The organism is Advenella kashmirensis W13003 (genome assembly GCF_000506985.1).
GTDB lineage: Bacteria > Pseudomonadota > Gammaproteobacteria > Burkholderiales > Burkholderiaceae_B > Advenella > Advenella kashmirensis_A.
In genome coordinates, this window is record NZ_KI650979.1 from 1,313,887 (window position 1) to 1,333,803 (window position 19,917).

A 19,917-nucleotide genomic window follows, 5' to 3' on the forward strand; every position below is an offset into this window, starting at 1 on the left:
ACATACTGGGCGGATAATATTGCAAAGCAATACGAGATGACCACATTCAAATGACGAATTAACATGCTGGCATGACGAACGGCATAACGCCTGCTAAGACCGGTGCCTGGAAGGCCGACGATTCAGATTCCCATGCGCTCGCGCAAGAGCTTTCGGTATGAACGTGACACAGGCCAGGCGCTGGCCACAGACTGCATCCGGATCTGCCATCTGTCGATATTTCTTCGATCAACATCCTTCACTTGCAGCGCATTCACAATGGCCGTCCGGTGTATCCGGAAAAAAGTCGTTGCTGGCAACAGGGCGGCCCAAACGCCCAGCGCACGCGAGTCAAGAATCATCGATCCGTCCTCGAGCCATACTTCGCTGTAGTTTCCGGCAGAACGCACGCCGGCGATAGAGGCAGGAGAGACACCCCGCGTGATGCCACGTGTGCTAAGGTAAATAACCGGATTGGCGCTTTGGTGCTCCGTTCTTTCGTTCTGCTTATGGTCTTGCGAAAACTTGGCCTGCCCAATGAGATTTGCGCAGCGATATAAAGCGCAGGCCTCGGCGGCAGACCATATTTTGTGCCTGATAGTAGTATCGAAACCGATGATCCCGTACAGGGTATTGTTATGACATACCGGCACATTCAATACGCTTTTGTTTCCCTGACGAAGGAGCTCGAGCTGGATGTCCTTTGCGGTCCATGGAAGACTGTCGACATCGTGCATCAACACCGCCTGTCCTTTCATCATGTACCGGTGCAGCCAGGCCATCAGCGTGGTCGGCGCATCCTGAAGCTGCTGCACAAATGGCTCTGTTTGCCCTCGGCACCACTCATGAGTATTCCGGAACCGAAGCATATCAGGACGGTATTCAAGCATCCACGCCCTGTCGGCTCCGACCCGCTCGCCCATGAAAGCCAATTGTTCGGATATCGCCTGGTCAGCAGGATATTTGAGCAAATTCATCGCGCACTGATAAGGCCAATCAGGAAGAGAATTGTCCGCATCGGTCGGGGTGTGAATTTCGTACTTGACTGCGTTTTTCACGAATTCCCCCCTGTGCGTTGAGTTAAATAACCGAAAAGATATACAAAATGTTATTAAAAACAACAAAAATTTAATCATTTTTGTAATTTTGTGAACATCACTAGAATTAGTGATTTTGAAAAACTGTTACATTTCGTACAATCAGTTCAAGCGCACTTCAGTCAAGCACTGAAACGGTAAAGAAGGAAAACAACAGAATCAAACGAGGCGATGCATGGTTAACTTGATGGCTCCAGTGCTGATTGTTGAAGACGATAGCGTTATGCAGCAACGACTGCGTTCGATTCTTTTGGATATTGGCTATGCAGACGACGCTTTGCAATTTATGAGTTCTGTCGCTGAGGTACAAAGCCGGGTGGACTATTCTCAGATTGCCCTGGCACTGATTGATCTGGGTCTACCCGACGGACATGGCATCCAGATTATTGAATCTCTAAGCCGTATTCGGACCTCTATTCCAATTTTGGTCATTTCTGCCTGGCGTACCGAGGCGGTGATTATGAATGCTTTGCAGGCTGGCGCAACAGGCTATATTCTCAAGGAGCGCGACGATTTAGAACTCACTGTCTCTATCCGCAATGTTCTTAAAGGCGGGGCGCCCATTGATCCTTTTATCGCACGCCATATTTTGAGCCGGATTCCGTTGCAGGCTGAGGCACCGACAGAACTCCTACCGGACACAGAGAATAACGAGCCACTGAGTGCCAATCTGACCGGGCGTGAACATCAAATTCTGAATCTTGTTGCATCGGGCTTAAGCAATCAGGAAATTGCAAACCAAATTTTCCTGTCGCGTCATACGGTCGAAACGCATATTCGGCACGTCTACCGTAAACTTGCAGTCACCAACCGTACCAAAGCCGTTAGTCGAGCACGTACAATCGGTTTACTCTAAGTGAGCAACAAGGGCCATTATCATGCGCGCGGCAGGTAACACGTCACCATGGTTCATCGCTGGCTTCGTGCTGTTCTTCATGTGTTGCGTTTTTCAGAAAGAAATCTGGGCACAATCAAATAATCATATCTGCGCTCCAAGCCTGGATGACGCCTATGCAGTGCAATCAGATGCCGATTCGCCCGATTCAATCGCATCGTCCAACTGGGCACGGGTCGCCATCCCGGACGACTGGACTACGCGCTGGCCAAGCTATAGTGGCGTCGTCTGGTACCGCGTAGACTGGCACGCACATTGTTCCGGCGAGCGGGTACGCCCCCCTATCGCGGTATTGGTCAAGTCAATGAACATGGCAGGTCAAGTGTGGCTTAACGATCAGCTCTTATGGTCTGACGCCAATCTGAGCGAGCCTCTTTCACGCAGTTGGAATTCGCCCCTTGTCCTGAGTCTGCCCGGTCAGGCGGTGAATTACTCAGCGGCGAACCAGCTATATTTCCGCATCTCGGGAAATATCCTGAGTTCTCCTGGTTTGGGAGACATCAGTGTGGGTGATATGCAGACAGTCATTGCACAATATCACGATGCCGTCTGGAACCAGCGCACCGTTTTTTACCTGAGTATTCTTTTATCTTTTGCAACAGGCATGGTTTGCTGTTTTATCTGGCTATTTCGACGACAGGAGGCCGCATATGGCTGGTGTGCTTTAGCAACGGTTTTCTGGGTATGTTTTGCTTCAACGTTAGTGATGACCGAAACTGCGCCGTTTGCCGATACGACCTCATTTACACAATTTAATATTGCTTTTTTTACCCTTTATATATCCTGCTTTTGTATCTTCTCATGGCGTTTTTTGGATAGAACATTTCGGCGGAGTGAAAAAGTACTGTTTACTTATACGTTCGTACTTTTGGCAAGTATCTGGCTGACACCTGCTGATTCTGTACCCGCTGCACTGCTGGGCATTTTACTTGCTTCAATCCTGCTATTCAGTCTTAACAGTGTGTTTGTTTCCTTTTTATGTTTTCGCACCAGGAAACTTGAGTTGTGGCTATTGGGCATGACGCTTATTGGTTGCCTCATTCTAAGCATCATCGCATTTCTCTCACTTTTTCATGTGTTTGAGAACATCTCAAACGTGCTCCCTTACACTGCCTTGCTGTTTGCGATATTTCTAAGCGTTATTCTCGCTATGCGGTTAAGTAAAAGTACGCACCGCATTGAGCATTTCAACGAAGAGTTGAATCAGAGAATTCTGGAGGCCGAGGAAAAATTAGAGTCTACTTTAAATGATCGCCATACATTAACCGTAAAAAAACATCAGTTGGACGAGCGACTTAATCTGGCGCATGAACTGCACGATGGCCTGGGTAGTTCATTAGTCCGGGCCATGACGCAGATTAGTTATGCGAAACAAACGCTGAGTAATAAACATACCTTGTCAATTTTAAGCATGCTGCGAAATGACTTAAGACAAATGATCGATAGCTTCTCGGAAACCCAAAGAAAAGTTCCAAGTAACCCCGTTTACTGGCTGGCTCCATTACGCAATCGGTTTGTGCATATTTTTGACGACATGAATATTCACATGCAATGGAAAGTCGATCCTGAATGGCTCTCCCCGCCCAGCGCTATGCAATGCTTAACGCTGTATCGGGTAGCCGAAGAATCATTGACCAATGTTATCAAGCATAGCCAGGCAAGCGAAGTTCGCTTTCGTTGTCTGGTAAATGCCGACAATATTGAGTTGCAGATTCTCGACAATGGTATCGGCTTTAATATTGTCGATATTGGTCGCTCTGGTATCGGTGTAGGAATGAATAGCATGCGAACGAGAATTGAACGGCTTTCCGGGATACTGGAGATTCAGTCTAAGGCGGGTGAAACGTCTATCGTCGTGCGCGTACCTTATGAGCGTTCGACAGAAGTCGGTTTCACAGTTGATGAAAAAAGCTTTTAAAATATACCAATCTATTTTCACTGATTTCGAACTCGACAGCTGCCGTGCTGACAGACGCTAAATCAAATTATTTGCTGGAGTTTCCATGAGTACCGTCAGTTTTACAACGGTCGACGTCTTCACCTCTACCCGCTTCGAGGGCAATCCACTGGCCGTCATAACCGATGCACGGGGTTTGAGTGATGTCGAGATGCAGAAAATCGCCGCAGAATTCGGCTATTCCGAAATCACGTTCGTGCTGCCCCCGGACAACCCCGAGAATACGGCGCGGGTCCGTATCTTCACCCCGACAACGGAGATCCCTTTTGCCGGGCACCCGAATGTGGGAACGGCCTTTGTGCTTGGCCAACAGTCCGAGGTTTTCGGAAAACCGGTGGGCAGCACGCTACGCTTTGAAGAACAGGCTGGGCTCGTTTGCGTGAATCTGAAGCGTGACGGCAACCATGTTTTGTCCGCATCTGTTCGGGCACCGCAGCCCTTCATGACCGGCAGAACAATCCATCCGGAAACCGTCGCGCGTTGTATTTCAATCCCGACAGAGGCCGTGCGCACGACCACGCATAGTCCATTGGTTGTCTCTGTGGGATTAAGCTTTGTCGTGGCTGAGCTGGCCGATCTGCCGACGCTCGCGCTTGCACGACCGGACTTGGCCGGTTTCAAAGCGGCCGCCGGCCCAACGCTGGAGGGCAGCCACGACTTCTCACTCTTTGTTTATGTACGTTCTCCCGACTCACCCTGGGATATTCGTGCCCGCATGTTCGCACCGCTGGACAATGTCACTGAAGATCCGGCGACCGGCAGTGCGTCGGCGGCGCTTGGCGCCTATCTGGTATCACTGGAGCCAGAACCTGCCATCACCCGCTCGCTTACCATTGAGCAGGGCGTGGAAATGGGGCGACGTAGTTTAATCGGCATTGAGGTGATAAAGGACGAAGGTAGCGTTACCGACGTGACCATTGCGGGCTCTTGCGTGCCTGTGATGAAGGGAGAAATTGCATACTAGTTTTACTGGTCTGCCAAGGCCGTGATTAAGAATGCGATCGTTTCGGAATGTGAACGGCGAGCGTATTGCCCTCCAACATCGATGGAGGGTGAAAAAGCGGTTAAGATAGCTCCATTACTGACGTCAAAACAAGGCTGAAGATCATGGACTTTGAGCAATTCATTAACCGTCTTAATCCCGACATTATTAAAAAGTGGCCGATACAGGATCCCAAGGTCCTGCAGCTATATTCATTGCCTACGCCCAATGGCGTCAAAGTTTCCATTGCTCTGGAGGAAATCGGCCTGCCTTATGAACCTCATCGCGTATCGTTCGATACGAACGACCAGAATTCCGCCGCTTTTCTGGCGATGAATCCGAATAACAAGATCCCGGCGATAATTGATCCCAATGGCCCTGAGGGAGAACCCATTGTTCTGTTCGAATCGGGCGCTATCCTGGTGTACCTGGCGGGCAAAACAGGCAAACTGATGCCGCAGAGCGTCGCGGCACGCTATGAAACCTTGCAATGGGTAATGTTCCAGATGGGCGGGATTGGGCCGATGTTCGGTCAGCTCGGCTTTTTCCATAAATTCGCGGGAAAGGACTTTGAAGACAAGCGTCCACGTGATCGCTATGTTGCCGAATCAAGAAGACTGCTGTGTGTGTTGAATAAGCACCTGACAAACCGCGACTGGATAATGGGCCAGGAATATAGTATTGCGGATATTGCCATTTTCCCATGGGTGCGCAACCTGATCGGCTTTTACGAGGCGCGGGACCTTGTTGGTTTCGACGATTTTCCTGAAGTGCAGCGGGTGCTGGATGTCTTTGTTGCGCGTCCCGCCGTCAAGAGGGGGCTGGAGATACCTTCGGCTTCTTAGGTTGAGAAGGAATAGCGATTAATCGCCGTCGCTCTTTTGCGATCGTTCTTCGGGCCTCTCTTGTGCGCGGCCCGGAGCCCGGCGATTACCAGGCCTGTGGCTGCTAGGGTCATGACCGCTTGCCCAATTTTCAGATCCATCCGGACCGACTGGCATGCTTATTTTTCTCGTGTCAGAATTCCCGCATCTTCAGTCGCATTGAGTGGTCGTTCCAGAACATTTAATTTATCCTCATCCACCGCCTGCAATGTGTCTTTTGATCTCACACCAAACAGCCAGTTGCCGCCTTGACTACGGGACGAAAGACGTAAAAGCGTGTGCCTGCCATTCTTTTCAATAGTCCAGGTGCCATGGACCGGCTTTTCTACAGCACCACCGCTGAGCGAATATTTGCCGCGATTATCCAGTATCAGAAGGATGTCGTCACCACCGAAAGTTCCCGCTGGAAACATGATTCCAGCCTTCGGCCCAGCAGTTGTCGCTGTGTTATTCACGGGCTGCACTGACGGTGCACCGACGTTCTCGGCAAAGACTTGAGATCCGAAGATGCCGATAGAGCTTAAACAGATCGTTTTTATAAAGAGGCGAAAATTCATTATTTGAGCGCTCCAAATGGTTGGAATTCATATCGTAGCGGATCATCACAATACCTGTTGCTCGTCTGGAGGTATTGTGACGATAGACAGTTTCTTTCTTTCACACCTGTACGGCCTGATTTTCTACTGCGCACTGCTTCCCTTTTTTGCCTTGCTGAGTGTTGGATTGTCATCGGCTCGGCGGTGTTGACGCTGATATCGGTACTGGCATATAGAGAAACACAGGGTAAGGACTTCATGTTATTGGTGTTGCACGCGGCCGCCGTGCCCGTGCATACAAACGGCACGCTCAGGTAATGGCCCAGTCTTGCTCTCGTATCGCCTGTATCAAATGATCCACAAACGAGGATACCCGGGCGGCCAACGCCGTTTGTCTATAGTACACGGCCTGTATCGGGCGCGTATCGCCGGTGTTCTGCTGCGCCAGTATCTCCACCAGATTGCCGCTTGCCAGATCCTGGCCCGTCATGAAGTCCGCGAGGCATATAATGCCGTGGCCTGCCAATGACAATTGTCTTAGTACTTCGCCGCTGCTGGCTGCAATATCCGGCTGGATGTGAAGAGTGTCCCCGTCGTCGTTGTGTAGCGGCCAGCTGTTCAGACTGTCGCGTGTAAAGCCCAGCAGTGTGTGCTGCTTCAGGTCTGCCACCGTCGCAGGCATCCCGTGATCACGAATGTACTGGGGTGAGGCCAGTATGCGTATTCGCGTGCGGCAAATCAGGCGACTGTGCAGACTGGAGTCCTTCATTTCGCCGATACGCAGGGCGAGGTCTACGCGAGACTCCAATAGATCCACAAAATCCTCATTGCTGGTCAGGATCAGGTCAACCAGGGGGTACTGTCTGCGGTAGTCGGCCAGCAGCGGGATCAGCGTGTGCAGCACGAACGGCGTAGCGGCGTCTACACGCAAGGGGCCGGAGGGTTGGCCCTGACGCAGTAGCACGCGTTCTTGCGCTGATTCGATCGAATTGATGATTTCGCGGGCATCTTTCAGGAAACTGCAGCCTTCGTCTGTTAAGTCCAGCCGTCTCGTGGTTCTGCGCAGCAATGTCGTTTGCAATTTATCTTCCAGGCGGGCAAGAAAACGGCTGGTCGTAGAGACGGGCTGGTTGAGCCGCTGGGACGCTGCGCTCAATGAACCGGCATCGACCACAGCCAGGAAGACTTCTATCTCGCGAAAGGTGATGCCGGATTTTTCCATTTGAAGCAAAGGTATTTTATTTTTATACCTGTTTATCGTTAAAAATAAACATTTTAGAATGTGCTCCTTCTAATGTCCCGTTTTATTGTCAGGGACCCAAAAGGATTACATATGTCATCTGCTGCACATTCAAACAGCAACCAGGCCACCTGGCCGCTAATTGCACTTGCAATTGGAGCTTTCGGCATCGGCACCACAGAATTCGGCCCCATGGGCATGCTCCCCGCGATTGCCAATGGGGTTGATGTTTCTATTCCCACAGCGGGCTTGCTGGTTTCCGCCTATGCGCTTGGGGTCATGATCGGTGCGCCGATTATGACTTTGTTGCTGGCCAGACGCCCGCGCCGCCAGGCGTTGATCATGCTGATGGCGATTTTCACTCTTGGCAATCTGCTGTCGGCGTTTGCTCCCGGCTTCAATAGTCTTGTCGGTGCGCGCTTTATTACGAGTCTGAACCATGGCGCGTTTTTCGGTGTGGGCTCGCTGGTGGCGGCGAGCCTGGTACCTCGTGAAAAACAGGCCAGTGCAGTCGCGGCCATGTTTCTTGGGCTGACCATTGCCAATATAGGAGGCGTGCCTGCTGCCGCCTGGCTGGGCACGACGATCGGCTGGCGCGCATCGTTTGCATCCATTTCCGTGCTGGGTGTGCTGGCCATGCTCGCTTTACGCTTTGCGCTGCCCAAAGGTGAAAAGGGCCAGGTGCCGGAGGTCCGTGCCGAATTGCGGGTATTGACCCGCCCGAATGTGCTGATTGCCATGATGACGACTGTATTGGGCGCAGGCGCCATGTTTACCCTGTATACCTATATCAATCCGACATTGGAAATGCTGACCCATGCTTCGCCTCAATTCATTACCGGCATGCTGGTCCTGGTGGGCATCGGTTTTACCATCGGCAATACCCTGGGTGGCAAGCTGGCCGATCGGTCTTTGCAGGGGGCGTTGGTTCTGTTTCTGTCTTTGATCGCAGTCAGTATGCTTGCCTTCCCGTTCCTGGCCTCTTCCCGCATCGGCGTCGCGCTTGCTCTGGTGGTGTGGGGTACAGCCACCTTCGCGATTGTCCCGCCCTTGCAAACCTGGGTCATGCGTGAGGCCACCGGCGCGCCCGGACTGGCCTCGTCGGTCAATGTCGGTGCATTTAATCTTGGCAATGCCGTGGGGGCGGCACTGGGCGGGCTTGTCCTGCGCTCAGGTCTGGGCTATCAGGTAGTGCCGGTGGCGGGCGCCGGGCTGGCGATCCTGAGTTTGCTGCTTGTTCTGCTGCAGTTCAGAACTGTGCGTCGACAGATGGCAATATCGGCGCAAACCTGCTGAGCTTATTTTCAATCGAAATAATGCTGCATTGCAAAATGCGCTATACTGACCCCGATAGCGTAACGTTGCGTTCTCCACGCGCGGCGCCGCCTCTTACGAGGCAATAACACAAAACCGGCCTCCTTGAGGTCGGTTCTCTTTTTCTCTTCATGAACACATCTACTTCATCTGGTCAATCCGCAAGCGCCACCGGCGTTGCGTCTTCTGCCCATTCCTTTCTAAAAGCCGTATTTGCACTGGGTATGGGCGGCTTCAGTATCGGCATCGGTGAGTTTGTCATCATGGGCTTGTTACCCGATGCGGCCGCCGATCTGGGCGTTTCGATTCCGACTGCCGGCCACCTGATCAGCGCCTATGCTATTGGCGTGGTGGTCGGTGCTCCAGTGCTGGCGGTTCTGTGCGCCCGCGTGCCGCGGCGCACGTTGCTGATGCTGTTGATGCTGATCTACGCGCTGGGCAACTTCGTCAGCGCGATCGCACCGGCCTATGGATCGATGATGCTGATGCGATTTTTCAGTGGCCTGCCGCACGGCACGTATTTCGGTGTGGCGGCACTGGTGGCTGCGCATCTGGCGCCGCCCGGCAAACGGGCGCAGGCCGTGGGGCTGGTCATGCTGGGGCTGACCACGGCAACGTTGGTAGGCGTGCCGATTGCTGCCGGGCTGGGGCAGTGGCTGGGCTGGCGCGCCGCGTTCGTGCTGGTGGGACTTATCGCGCTTGTTGCAGTGGGCCTGGTTCGAGTGTGGATCCCGAATTTGCGGGCAAGTGAAGGCGCCAGCCCATGGCGGGAATTAAGTGCCCTCAAGCGCAAACAAGTATGGTTGACGCTGGGCATTGCGGGCATCGGGTTTGGCGGCATGTTTTCCGTCTTCAGTTACGTCAAGCCGACGCTGATGAATCTGGCCGGTTTGCCTGAGGCAGGGGTGCCTATCGTGCTGGCGCTATTTGGCCTGGGCATGGTCGCGGGAAATCTGGTCGGTGCACGATTGGCAGATCGCGCCCTTATGCCGTCCATCGGCGGCCTGCTGGTGTGGTCAGGCGCTGTGCTGGCCGTTTTCTGTTTCACGGCGCACAATATCTGGCTGGGGTCTTTCAATGTCTTGCTGGTTGGCACCGCTGTGGCTCTGGGCCCTGCGCTGCAGATCCGCTTGATGGATGTCGCTGGTGAAGCCCAGACACTGGCTGCAGCCTTGAACCATTCGGCCTTTAATCTGGCCAACGCCCTGGGCGCATGGCTTGGCGGGATCACCATTTCGATGGGATTCGGATGGGAATCCACAGGCTGGGTCGGAATGCTGCTGGCGCTTGGCGGCTTGCTGATATTTTTCTGGGCCTGTGTGGATATGCGTCGGAATATGCGCCATTCGTAACACGTATGTGATATTTTCTATTGATTAAATAATATCTATAATGATAACCATTATTATTACGTTATAATCCCCCGTTTCAAAACTCACGAATACGGGCAGATAATGAACTCCAGGCGCTCGCAGATAGCTCAGCCGACACGACAATCGACTATCAAACGGGCAGGGGGCAGTCCCAGGTCATTCGTGTGTCGTTTTGCGAACAGTTTGGGCGCGTTGCCTCTTACTCTTATTGTCAGCGCGCCAATCGCCTATGCGCAAACCGATGTGGCGCAGCTAACGCCGATTTTGGTCTCGGGAGTGGACGCTACACTGGCGGCACCTTACGCAGGCGGCCAGGTGGCGCGGGGTGGTGGCCTGGGTGTACTTGGCACCACAGATGTCATGAGCACCCCGTTCAGTACAAGCAATTACACCGAACAGTTGATCAGGGATACACAGGCGCGCACGCTGGCTGATGTGGTATCCAATGAAGCCTCGGTACGAAACACGACATCGACAGGCAGCTTCAGTGAGGATTTCCAGATACGCGGTTTCACCGTCAACAGCGGCGATGTGGGCCTCAATGGTCTTTATGGGTTGACGTCCTCCAGCAGGATACCTACGGCAATCATGGAACGTGTCGAGGTGCTCAAAGGCCCGGGTACGCTCATGTACGGCATCAGCCCGAACGGTACCATTGGCGGTAATATCAATATCGTGACCAAACGGGCAGAAGATGAACCATTAACACGCCTGACCACCAGTTACGAGAGTAAATCGGTGCTGGGTGCGCATCTGGATATGGGCCGCCGTTTTGGCGATAACAAGCAATGGGGCATCCGGTTCAACGGCGTTTATAAAAACGGTAACACCAGCCTGGACGGTGGTTCGCAAAAACTGGGCCTGGGCGCATTAGCGCTGGATTACCGCTCTTCCAATCTGCGCTGGACGCTGGATGCGTATTCACAACGCGAGACGGTGCAAAATTTTCGCTCGCAGAACGGTTTTCATCCCGATATATCCTATATTCCATCCGCTCCGTCCGGTCACCGGGTTATCTATGACGGCGCCGATTTGCTGATCCGTGATTCTGCGGTCGCCACACGCCTGGAGTATGACATCTCCGATAATCTGATGGTCTATGGGGCGGTCGGCTATCGTTATGGTGCGACCGAGCAGGATTTCCCGTCTGCACGTACAGTGGATGGCGTGGATGAGTCCGGCAATTTCCGTGTGACCAATTCCTGGTATGACGCCTATTCGCGTAACAAAACCGGTGAAGTTGGCGCACGAGCCAAGTTCAATACATTTGGCATCAAACATCTGCTGACCGTATCGGGGTCGGTCCTGAAGTCTGAAGCGGGCAGTTTCTACCTTTCAGATCCAAGCGGACGAGTCGTCGATTCGAATATCTATGATCCGGTACCCATTAATCCTATGACAGGAAGCCGGCAGTCGCCGACCAAAACATCCGAAAACACATTTACCAGTCTGTCGCTGACGGATACCCTGTCGTTTGCGGACGACAGGATTTTGGTGACCGGCGGGCTGCGTAGACAGCAGGTTAAAACAGATAATTTCAACAGTCATGGTGGCGTGACCTCTTCCTATGACGAAAGCGCGGTCTCCCCGCTATTTGGGATTGTGGTCAAGCCCATGGAGAATGTTTCCATATACGGCAACTTTACTTCAGGTCTGACAACCGGCGGCACCGCACCCATGACGGCTGCAAACGCAGGCGAAGTGTTTCCACCCTACAAGTCAAAGCAATATGAAGCGGGTGTGAAGGTGGATTGGGGGCGCGTTATTACCACGCTTTCCGCTTTCCAGATAGACCGTCCGAATGCCATTACGGATCCGGAAACGAACGTCTATAGTTTCGATGGCGAACAACGTAACCGCGGTATTGAGTTGTCCGCCGTGGGTGAACTGCAGCCAGGCTTGCGCATGATGGCAAGCGCGACCTTCTATAATGCCAAACAGCGCCGTACGCAGGGCGGTATCAACGAAGGGAACCGGGCCAGTGGCGTGCCCAAAAGCGCGTTCAACCTGGCCGCCGATTGGGATGTCCCCTGGGTGCCGAACCTGAGCGTGGGCGGTCGCATGATACATACCTCTTCGATGCCTTATGACGCGGAGAATAAACTGACCTTGCCGTCCTGGACCAGGTTTGATGTGAGTGCGCGCTATAGGACGAATGTGATGGGAAGGGCCGTCACGTTACGGGCCAGTGTAGAGAACGTACTTAACAAACGATACTGGCTGTCCAGCAGTGCCAAGCTGACGGTCGTGACCGCAGCGGCACCGCGCACCTTCCTGCTGTCGGCTGAAATGGAGTTTTGAGGGTAAATCGTGCGCCGTGGCGGTACGGCCCGATTCAAACTCGCAATGCCCATCAATGCGTTTCGGGGGGCAGCGGTTGTAAAGAGTCCAGAATTATTTTTCTTTTGAACGAAGCAATGGGCAAACAGTGCAATATTCTGGTGGCCGTGTTGCCCTGAAGTAAAAGCAGCAGGTGCGTCGAAAGCGCACTGGCTTGCCTGCCTGGGGAGTAAATGGCAAATGAAATCGCGTCAACGGATTGCGGGATAATCCAAATATCTCGCCCGGGGCGCGCCTGACAATATAATCGAAATCGTCTTCGATGCGCGCTCTTTCGATGTCGGTGGTCGCCAGGGTGTGCATACGGCGCTCGTACAGTGAAAAAATGCGTACAGCGAGGTTTTCCCACAAGACATTCGATGACACGCCACTGCTGGCCCTGAGCGCATCCCACACTATTGATAGATTTCCCGCAAAAAGCCGGTGCAGCATGCGTTCACGCCAGGCATCACGGTCCTGCGGTTGTTGCACAATGTTGAACGGTTCCGTTTGTAGCCGCAGCAATGGCAATCGTGATTGCCACATTTGATCGTGGCGAAACTCCAGAATTACATTTTCCACGCTAAGGTCCAGCGCCTGGTTAAAGAGGGTCATGGCAACAAGCGGGCCTGCCGTAAATAGAAAAGCCAGACGCTTGCTTAAAAGGGATGCGGTGATTTTTGCATTTGGTGCTCCCAGAGGGACAGCAAGTTCATCAAGAAAGGTAGTGCAAAATCCGGGGTCAAGCAGCTGGGTCAGCGGGGCCGAAAACTGCTTGTCGCGTTCAAAAGCGGGAATAAGCAGAAATTTGTCTCGCAGCACTTGCCATTGCTGCCCGGTCAACCCAAAGTTGACATAGCCAGTCGGCTCCAGGCGTGCAGGCTCTATCCCTGATGACGCAGTACTGTTAATCTTGTCACTGCCCATACGTTCGACCTTTTCCCATCGGAATACACATGGGTGAGCCGTAAAGAGGGTCGGCAACAATCTGGCAGCCCAGGCCAAATACAGCCTTGACCATTGGCGCGTTCATGATCTGCTCTGGTGCGCCTTGCGCATAGACCGATCCATTGTTCAGGGCGATGATGTGATGGGCATATCGGCACGCAAGATTCAAGTCGTGCAATACCATCACAATGGTTTTGTTTTGTTGAATATTCAAATCATAAAGCAAATCCAGCACATCGATTTGATGTGCCAGGTCCAGGTATGTGGTCGGTTCGTCCAGTAGCAGCGTGTTGGTATCCTGCGCCAGGGTCATCGCGATCCACGCGCGCTGGCGCTGGCCGCCTGATAATGAATCGACCCGTCTATTTTTCAGTTGCGTCAATTGTGTTTGCTGCAGAGCCCGGTCGACGGCGGCTTCGTCTTCGCGGGTCCATTGTTGCCACCAACTCTGGTGTGGGTAACGCCCCAGACATGCCAGCTGAAATACGGTCACCCCTTCGGGAACGATCGGGGTCTGTGGCAGCACGGCGACCTCATGGGCGACCTTTGCATTGGGATAGCGCTGAATATCCTTTCCATTAAGCAGGACCTGCCCGGAAGCCGGGGTCAATAGACGGCCAAAAGCTTTAAGCATTGTGCTTTTACCGCAGCCATTGCTTCCAATCAGAACAGTGATTTTGCCGCGGGGAATGTCAACTGAAATCGAATCAATAACGACATGACTGTCATATTTCAGTGTGACGTTCTGCGCTTGCAGGGTGTTCATCGCGCAGGGGATTTCGTTCATTTCCATCGTGATCAATTCCTGGACCCGTACGACCTTGCGGTGAGCAACAGGTACAGGAAGTATGGGGCACCGATGCCGGAGACAAAAATGCCGGCCGGCAAATCCATGGGAAGAAAAAGCGTGCGCGCCACCAGGTCTGCCAGGGCAACCAATATGGCACCTGTTGCCGCTGCCGCCCATAACCGGGCAGCCCCGGGGCGATTGACCAGCTTGCGTGCAATGTGTGGCGCCAGCAATCCGACAAAGCCGAGGGCGCCGGTATAGGCGACAGCGATGGCGGCCAGGTATATGCTTAGCCCCAGGAGCAATATGCGGCGTCGCTGCCAGCGCAGCCCCAGGCTTGCCATCAGGCCGGCATCCAGTTCGAATAAAGGCAGGCAGCGCACATTGCAGGCGAGGATGATGAGGGCAGGTACCAGCCAGCAGGCCAGGGTTGCGATTTCATGCCAGCGTGCCGCGTATACGCTGCCGGTCAGCCAGACATAGGCATTCAGCGTAGAGGCGATAGGGCTGAAAACCAGCAAGGTACTGGTAAGCGCGCCGCATATGGCTGCTACTCCGATACCTACAAGGATAAGCCGGGTCGGAGAAAGTCCCGTACGCCATGCCACTCCATAGACGATCCCTGCTGCGAGAAAACCGCCTGCCATCGACACCAGCGGCAACCACTGAACGCTCACTGTGCCGCTCCAGAATGACAGGCATGCTACTGTCGCCACGGATGCTCCTCCTGTTACCCCCACAATATCGGGGGAAGCCAGCGGGTTGCGCACCAGTGTTTGCAGCAAAAGACCTGCCAGGGCCAGCGAGGCACCGGCCATGATCGCCAGCACAAGCCGGGGCAAGCGCAACCACGTCAGGATGAAGGCGTTGGCCGGATGATCGGGCGTCGTCCACGCTTGCCAGATTTGTGAAACAGATAAGGTATATTTTCCGGATATCAGCGACCAGACCGTTACCAGGCACAGCAGTAGCAGCAGAATGCCGACCGTCGCATGTGCCCGCCGCGAAAGCAGCCTGGAGAGGTGTTCGGTACGAATCACGAGGACGTCACGCATGTTGGCCGCTCCGGCGAGTCAGATAGATAAAGTACGGAGCCCCAATCAGGGCCGTCATCGCACCGACCGGAATCTCTTCGGGAGGCAGAACAATCCGTCCCAGCAGATCGGCCAACAACAACAGTAAGGCGCCGAAGAGAGCGTAACCAGGCAGCAGCCAGCGAAAATCATTTGGAAACAGTCGACGTACAATATGCGGAACCACAAGGCCAACGAAGCCCACTGTACCTGCCAGAGACACCGCCGTGCCCGCCAGCAGAATCACGCAGACGCTAAGCAGCAGCCGCAGGCGGCCCACGTTCTGCCCCAGGCCCCGCGCAATCGCTTCGCCAGCCACGAGGATATTCAGGTGCCGCGCCAGCGCCGCGCTGCCCAGAAGCCCCAGCACAATGGGGGCCCAGGCCAGGCGCACCTCATTCATCCCGCGTCCGGCCGTTGAACCTGCAAGCCAAAACAGAATACTGTCCAGCCCATCCTGATTGATTACCAGGGCCGCCTGGGTAAAAGAGAACAGCAGGGAACTGATGGCCGCGCCTGCCAGAACGAGTCTGGCCTGGTCCGAGCGGGCGGGCCCGCGCATGCCCACGGCGTAAACCAGCGCACCGGTTGCACCCGCTCCAACGAACGCCAGCAACATGAAGTGGGAAAATGATACCGCGCCAATCACGGGCGCAATCAACACCACTGCAAACATGGCGCCCGCATTTATACCGAAAAGACCGGGCGAGGCTAGCGGATTTAGTGTCAATGCCTGCATTAGACCGCCTGCTACGGCAAGACTTGCTCCCACCAATACTGCAACGACAACCCTTGCCAGGCGACTGGTCTGGACCACGGCGTGATCCATATTGTGCGGATCAGGCTGGGTCAACGCCCGCCACACTTCCTGTAAGGAAATAGGTTCCTGTCCCACCGTGAGCGCGATCATCCCGCAGAGTATGGTAACTACGCTTGCAATCGCCAGCAGCGCTGCAGGTGAAGACGGAATAAACGCCGCTTTCATGAGGATATCTCGCTGAACATCTTCGCCTGTAGTTCGTCCAGCATCAGGAACGCGCTCTGAATGCCTCCCGCCAGACTCCAGTACACGTTGTTGACATGGTGCACGCGCCCATTCCTCACTGCTTGAAGTTGTTGCCATAGCGGGTGGCCCGACCACGCCAGGTAGTTATTCCGGACCACCGCGCTATCAGAACGCAAGAGTACAAAAAAAACATCGGCATCCGTGACCGGAATACGTTCTTTGCTGGTCAGTTTGATTATGGAGCGTGACCCGTCACGCCACTGGGAGGGCCATGCAAATCCCAATGCACTGAGCAACGCACCGGCAAAGCTGTCGGCCAGATAAAGCCTTATGTGGTCGCTGCGGACATCGAGCACGGATACGGTCAAGGGCCAGGCCGGGCCAAACTTCTGTTTCAGTTTGGCGCGCAATGCTGCAACTCGTTGGTTCAATTGCGCAAGCAACCGGGCAGCCTGTGCTTCACGGTGCAGCGCAGCGCCAATCAGTCGAGTGTTCGACTCAAACGAATAGACGTCCTGCGCCAGAACAGTAGGTGCGATTTTCGAGAGCAGATCGAACGCTCTTTCATTCCTGAACTTTGAACCGATGATCAGATCCGGTTGCAGTTGTGCAATGTCTTCCAGACTGGGCTGCGTTTCCAGTCCAACCGACTGTGCGTCCCCCATTTGGGTACGCAAATATCGATACACGGGCTTTTCAGTCCAGGAATCCACTGTGGCAACAGGCCTTACCCCTAATGCAAGTGCAATATCCGTGGCTCCCTGAAATAACGTGATAACCCGCGCGGGCCGCATTGGCACCTGAGTGCGTCCCATGGCATGTTCCACCAGAACGGCTCCTGCCGGATAGGGCAGCAGGGCAAGGGCGGCGGGCAAACCCAACAGGCACAGGCAAAACGCTCGTCGATCGTTCCGTGCGCGATTGGCAACGGGCCATGCTTGTACCCTTGCCCTGTCCATACGATGCATCAGAAGTTGACCGAGTAGCCCAGGGTCACGGTGCGCCCACGGCCCGCAAAGTATCTCAGGGGCTCAACCAACGCACTTTGCGAATAATAGGTGATGTATTTTTTATTCAGCAAGTTCGATGCAGACAGACTGACTGTTCCCTTGGGTAATTTATAGTTCAATGCCAGATCAACCAGGGCATAGCCATTGAAGTTGGAATCCTTTTCTTCAAACTTCTGGCTGAACGCATAGTTAACCTGTAAGAATGAGCTGAATTTGTCCGTCCATTTGGCAGACCAACTGGCTACGATACGATTGGGTGCGACATTAAGCGCCCCGAGTTTTGCGTCCAGGCTGCCATCATCATCACTGTCGTATTTCCCGCGCATATAGGAATAACCGATGCGCGCATGATGTTTGTCATTAATCTGGACGCCAAGGCCCGCTTCAAGTCCCTGGATCCGGGTTTTCTGGCGGGCAAGCTGGAACTGCCCGTTGACGGGGACAACACGATTGCCATATTTCGAATTCGATTGATACAGGCTCAGGTCCATGTCGAATCGGTCATTCCGATAGCGCATGCCAACTTCATAATTGTCCGTCAGGATGGGTTTGAGCGCCTGGAAATTCTCAATGGATTGGCCCTCTGAGTTGATCGAACGCAATGCACGTCCGACATCAGGCATATCAAAGCCCTGGGAAAAACTGCCAAAGAAGGTCAGGTTATCCAGCGGCTTGTATACCAGCCCGCCGCTGAACAGCCCTTCGTTGAATTTGAGCTTGCCCCCCTGGACGGCAGCATTGTTATACGCAGCCAGGGTTCGGTAGGAGGTTACATCCAGCTGACCCATTTCGTAGCGGTAGCCGGCCGACAGCATCAAATTGTCCAGTAATTTGAACTCTGCCATGACAAACGGCGCATAACTGGTGTACTTGGACTCGGGCACATAGGTGCGGCCAGTTAAGTAAAGATCCTGCTTGCCCTTGTCCATCAGAGTGTCGAAGCCTGCAGTCAGTTTGAGCCTGCCGTCAAACAGATCGTCTTTGGTCAGACTCAGTTTGGTTCCCCATTTGTCTGCAGTCGCACGCGATTGATCATACAGCTGGCCGACAGGCGCAATCGAGGGATCCTGGAAGGTCTTGGAATTATCGGCGCCAAACAGCCCTTCGAAGCGCTGGTTGAACACCATGGCGTCCAGCTTGATGCCCGTATCCGCGAGATTGCTGTTCTCATATTTCAGTGCAGAGGTCCAGACTTCGTTGTGCGGGGCGAGCCCTTCCGGGTCTCCTCGCTCAGATGTTGTCGGAATGCCGGCTTCGCGATCGCCTGCAATACCGATATAATCCATCCGTCCTTTGATTTTGTAATGATTCACGCTCAACTGCAATTTCTGGTTATCATCAATCCAGTAACCCAGTTTCGCAAGAATGTTATAGGCGCGTGAGCTCATCAGGTCGCCCTGGGTGTTATCTGCCCCCACAGGATTATTCCATCCGTCAAGCGCCAGGCCCTGGCTTTCAAAGCTGCCGGCCAGCAGGTATTCCCATGGCCCTTCGCGTCCATTGACGCCATAATCGGTTTTGTAGCTCATGGTTTCGGATTTGAGCTGTGATGTCGGTGTGGTGGCCTGGATGCCAAAATGCTGATTGAGCGTGCCGGGCTCCGGGCTTTTGGTAATAATATTGATGACGCCGCCTGTTCCACCTATCCCATTGGATGCACTCGCTCCATTAATGACTTCGATATGATCGACCATCGAATAGTCAATGGTGTGCACTTCACGGCCAGTCGGGCGCAAGGGGTTGGACTGAGGCACGCCGTCAATCATGATCAGCGGAGTGCGGCCGCGCAGCGTTTCACCGCTGCCGTTCATCTTGTCCCGGCTGGGGGTGTAGGCAGGCAGCATATTGCTTAGCACGTTCGAAGAATTACTCGAAATGGCCAACTGCTGTTCGATTTGTTCCGGCTCAATAATGATAATTTTCTGCGGGGCATTCTCGGGTTCGATATCGCTGCGCGACGCCGTCGCTACGATAGGTGCCAGTACTTGCGCATCCTTGGGGGCTGCGTTTACGCGCGGTTCCGGGCGCCTGAGCAGTACCACGTTGCGCCCGCTGATTCGATAGGAAATAGGCGTGTTCGCCAGCACGCGCTGCAAAGCTTGCTCGACAGACAGATTGCCTGAAACATTCGATGATCGTAGGCCGCGCACCAGATCAGGGGAATAGGCCAATTCAAGAGAGTAACGATGCGCCACGGCAATCAACGCTTCGCCTAGCGGTTGGGCGGGGATGCTGATCTGGATGGCGCTGTCTTGTGCATAAACAGCTTGCGGCGCCGCAAGCCACGATGCGGACAGGCATAGTGACCAGGATGCGATCATGGATTTCATTTTCCGCGCAGAGCGGCCGTGTCCGGCATACCAGAATGGATGTGAAGCGGGGGTTTCGGGCTCGGCAGTATTTTTTCTTGACACTTGTCATTTCCAGAAAGCTGGACAGGAGAGCGAAAGCGACCCAGGCTGGCTATCGCTGCCTTGCAGGGTCGTTCGTTTCACAACTGTATGGGGTTGATTC

General features: G+C 53.9%; 16 protein-coding genes. 7 read left to right on the forward strand and 9 right to left on the reverse strand.

All coding sequences use genetic code 11. The features are described from left to right. Window positions 1–122: 122 nt before the first annotated feature. A complete protein-coding gene (locus W822_RS30135) occupies window positions 123–1,037 on the reverse strand; it encodes a GAF domain-containing DNA-binding protein (RefSeq protein WP_031242278.1) in 915 nt (304 codons plus the stop codon). Window positions 1,038–1,251: 214 nt separating this feature from the next. Between W822_RS30135 and W822_RS30140 the strand changes: the two genes are divergently transcribed. From W822_RS30140 to W822_RS30155, 4 genes are all read left to right on the forward strand, one after another. Continuing rightward, the gene (locus tag W822_RS30140; RefSeq protein ID WP_024004294.1) at window positions 1,252–1,932 is read left to right on the forward strand and encodes a LuxR C-terminal-related transcriptional regulator; all 681 of its coding nucleotides are present in this window, start codon (window positions 1,252–1,254) and stop codon (window positions 1,930–1,932) included. Window positions 1,933–1,954: 22 nt separating this feature from the next. Beyond that, window positions 1,955–3,889 (forward strand): sensor histidine kinase, encoded by a 1,935-nt coding sequence (locus W822_RS30145; protein WP_024004295.1) that lies wholly within the window; start codon window positions 1,955–1,957, stop codon window positions 3,887–3,889. Between the two features lie 85 nt (window positions 3,890–3,974). Beyond that, complete coding sequence (locus W822_RS30150; RefSeq protein ID WP_024004296.1) at window positions 3,975–4,892, forward strand: PhzF family phenazine biosynthesis protein; 918 nt, start codon at window positions 3,975–3,977, stop codon at window positions 4,890–4,892. A 143-nt stretch (window positions 4,893–5,035) separates the two neighbouring features. Continuing rightward, entirely contained in the window at window positions 5,036–5,755 is a 720-nt protein-coding gene (locus tag W822_RS30155; protein ID WP_051401620.1) for a glutathione S-transferase N-terminal domain-containing protein, read from the forward strand. 158 nt (window positions 5,756–5,913) lie between these two features. On the opposite strand, the gene W822_RS30160 is transcribed toward W822_RS30155, so the two are convergent. Next, window positions 5,914–6,351, reverse strand: coding sequence for a hypothetical protein (locus W822_RS30160; RefSeq protein WP_155848086.1), 438 nt, complete (start codon window positions 6,349–6,351; stop codon window positions 5,914–5,916). 289 nt (window positions 6,352–6,640) lie between these two features. Further along, entirely contained in the window at window positions 6,641–7,552 is a 912-nt protein-coding gene (locus tag W822_RS30165; protein ID WP_031242281.1) for a LysR substrate-binding domain-containing protein, read from the reverse strand. A gap of 111 nt (window positions 7,553–7,663) precedes the next feature. Here W822_RS30165 and W822_RS30170 point away from each other — a divergent pair, with 111 nt between their 5' ends. The 3 genes from W822_RS30170 (at window position 7,664) to W822_RS0123350 (ending at window position 12,558) form a co-directional block, all read left to right on the forward strand. After that, window positions 7,664–8,866 carry an MFS transporter gene (locus W822_RS30170; RefSeq protein WP_024004301.1) on the forward strand — a complete coding sequence of 401 codons (1,203 nt, stop codon included), beginning with the start codon at window positions 7,664–7,666 and terminating at the stop codon, window positions 8,864–8,866. 149 nt (window positions 8,867–9,015) lie between these two features. After that, complete coding sequence (locus W822_RS30175) at window positions 9,016–10,236, forward strand: MFS transporter (protein WP_024004302.1); 1,221 nt, start codon at window positions 9,016–9,018, stop codon at window positions 10,234–10,236. Window positions 10,237–10,449: 213 nt separating this feature from the next. Next, window positions 10,450–12,558, forward strand: coding sequence for a TonB-dependent receptor (locus tag W822_RS0123350; RefSeq protein ID WP_367379357.1), 2,109 nt, complete (start codon window positions 10,450–10,452; stop codon window positions 12,556–12,558). A gap of 93 nt (window positions 12,559–12,651) precedes the next feature. Here the strand turns inward: W822_RS0123350 and W822_RS30180 are convergent, their stop codons facing one another. Genes W822_RS30180 through W822_RS30205 form a run of 6 tightly spaced genes read right to left on the reverse strand, consistent with a single transcriptional unit; the run spans window position 12,652 to window position 19,817 of the window. Continuing rightward, complete coding sequence (locus W822_RS30180; protein WP_024004304.1) at window positions 12,652–13,503, reverse strand: IucA/IucC family C-terminal-domain containing protein; 852 nt, start codon at window positions 13,501–13,503, stop codon at window positions 12,652–12,654. Next, a complete protein-coding gene (locus W822_RS30185; RefSeq protein ID WP_253272241.1) occupies window positions 13,493–14,317 on the reverse strand; it encodes an ABC transporter ATP-binding protein in 825 nt (274 codons plus the stop codon). Before W822_RS30185 ends, W822_RS30180 begins: the two co-directional genes overlap by 11 nt. 5 nt (window positions 14,318–14,322) lie before the next feature. Beyond that, window positions 14,323–15,369, reverse strand: a complete 1,047-nt coding sequence (locus tag W822_RS30190; RefSeq protein ID WP_024004306.1) for a FecCD family ABC transporter permease — start codon at window positions 15,367–15,369, stop codon at window positions 14,323–14,325. Continuing rightward, the gene (locus W822_RS30195) at window positions 15,362–16,372 is read right to left on the reverse strand and encodes a FecCD family ABC transporter permease (RefSeq protein WP_024004307.1); all 1,011 of its coding nucleotides are present in this window, start codon (window positions 16,370–16,372) and stop codon (window positions 15,362–15,364) included. Before W822_RS30195 ends, W822_RS30190 begins: the two co-directional genes overlap by 8 nt. Further along, the gene (locus tag W822_RS30200; protein ID WP_081724300.1) at window positions 16,369–17,352 is read right to left on the reverse strand and encodes an ABC transporter substrate-binding protein; all 984 of its coding nucleotides are present in this window, start codon (window positions 17,350–17,352) and stop codon (window positions 16,369–16,371) included. The genes W822_RS30195 and W822_RS30200 overlap by 4 nt, the downstream gene beginning before the upstream one ends. 8 nt (window positions 17,353–17,360) lie before the next feature. Next, window positions 17,361–19,817, reverse strand: a complete 2,457-nt coding sequence (locus W822_RS30205) for a TonB-dependent receptor (protein ID WP_051401621.1) — start codon at window positions 19,815–19,817, stop codon at window positions 17,361–17,363. Window positions 19,818–19,917: the final 100 nt, after the last annotated feature.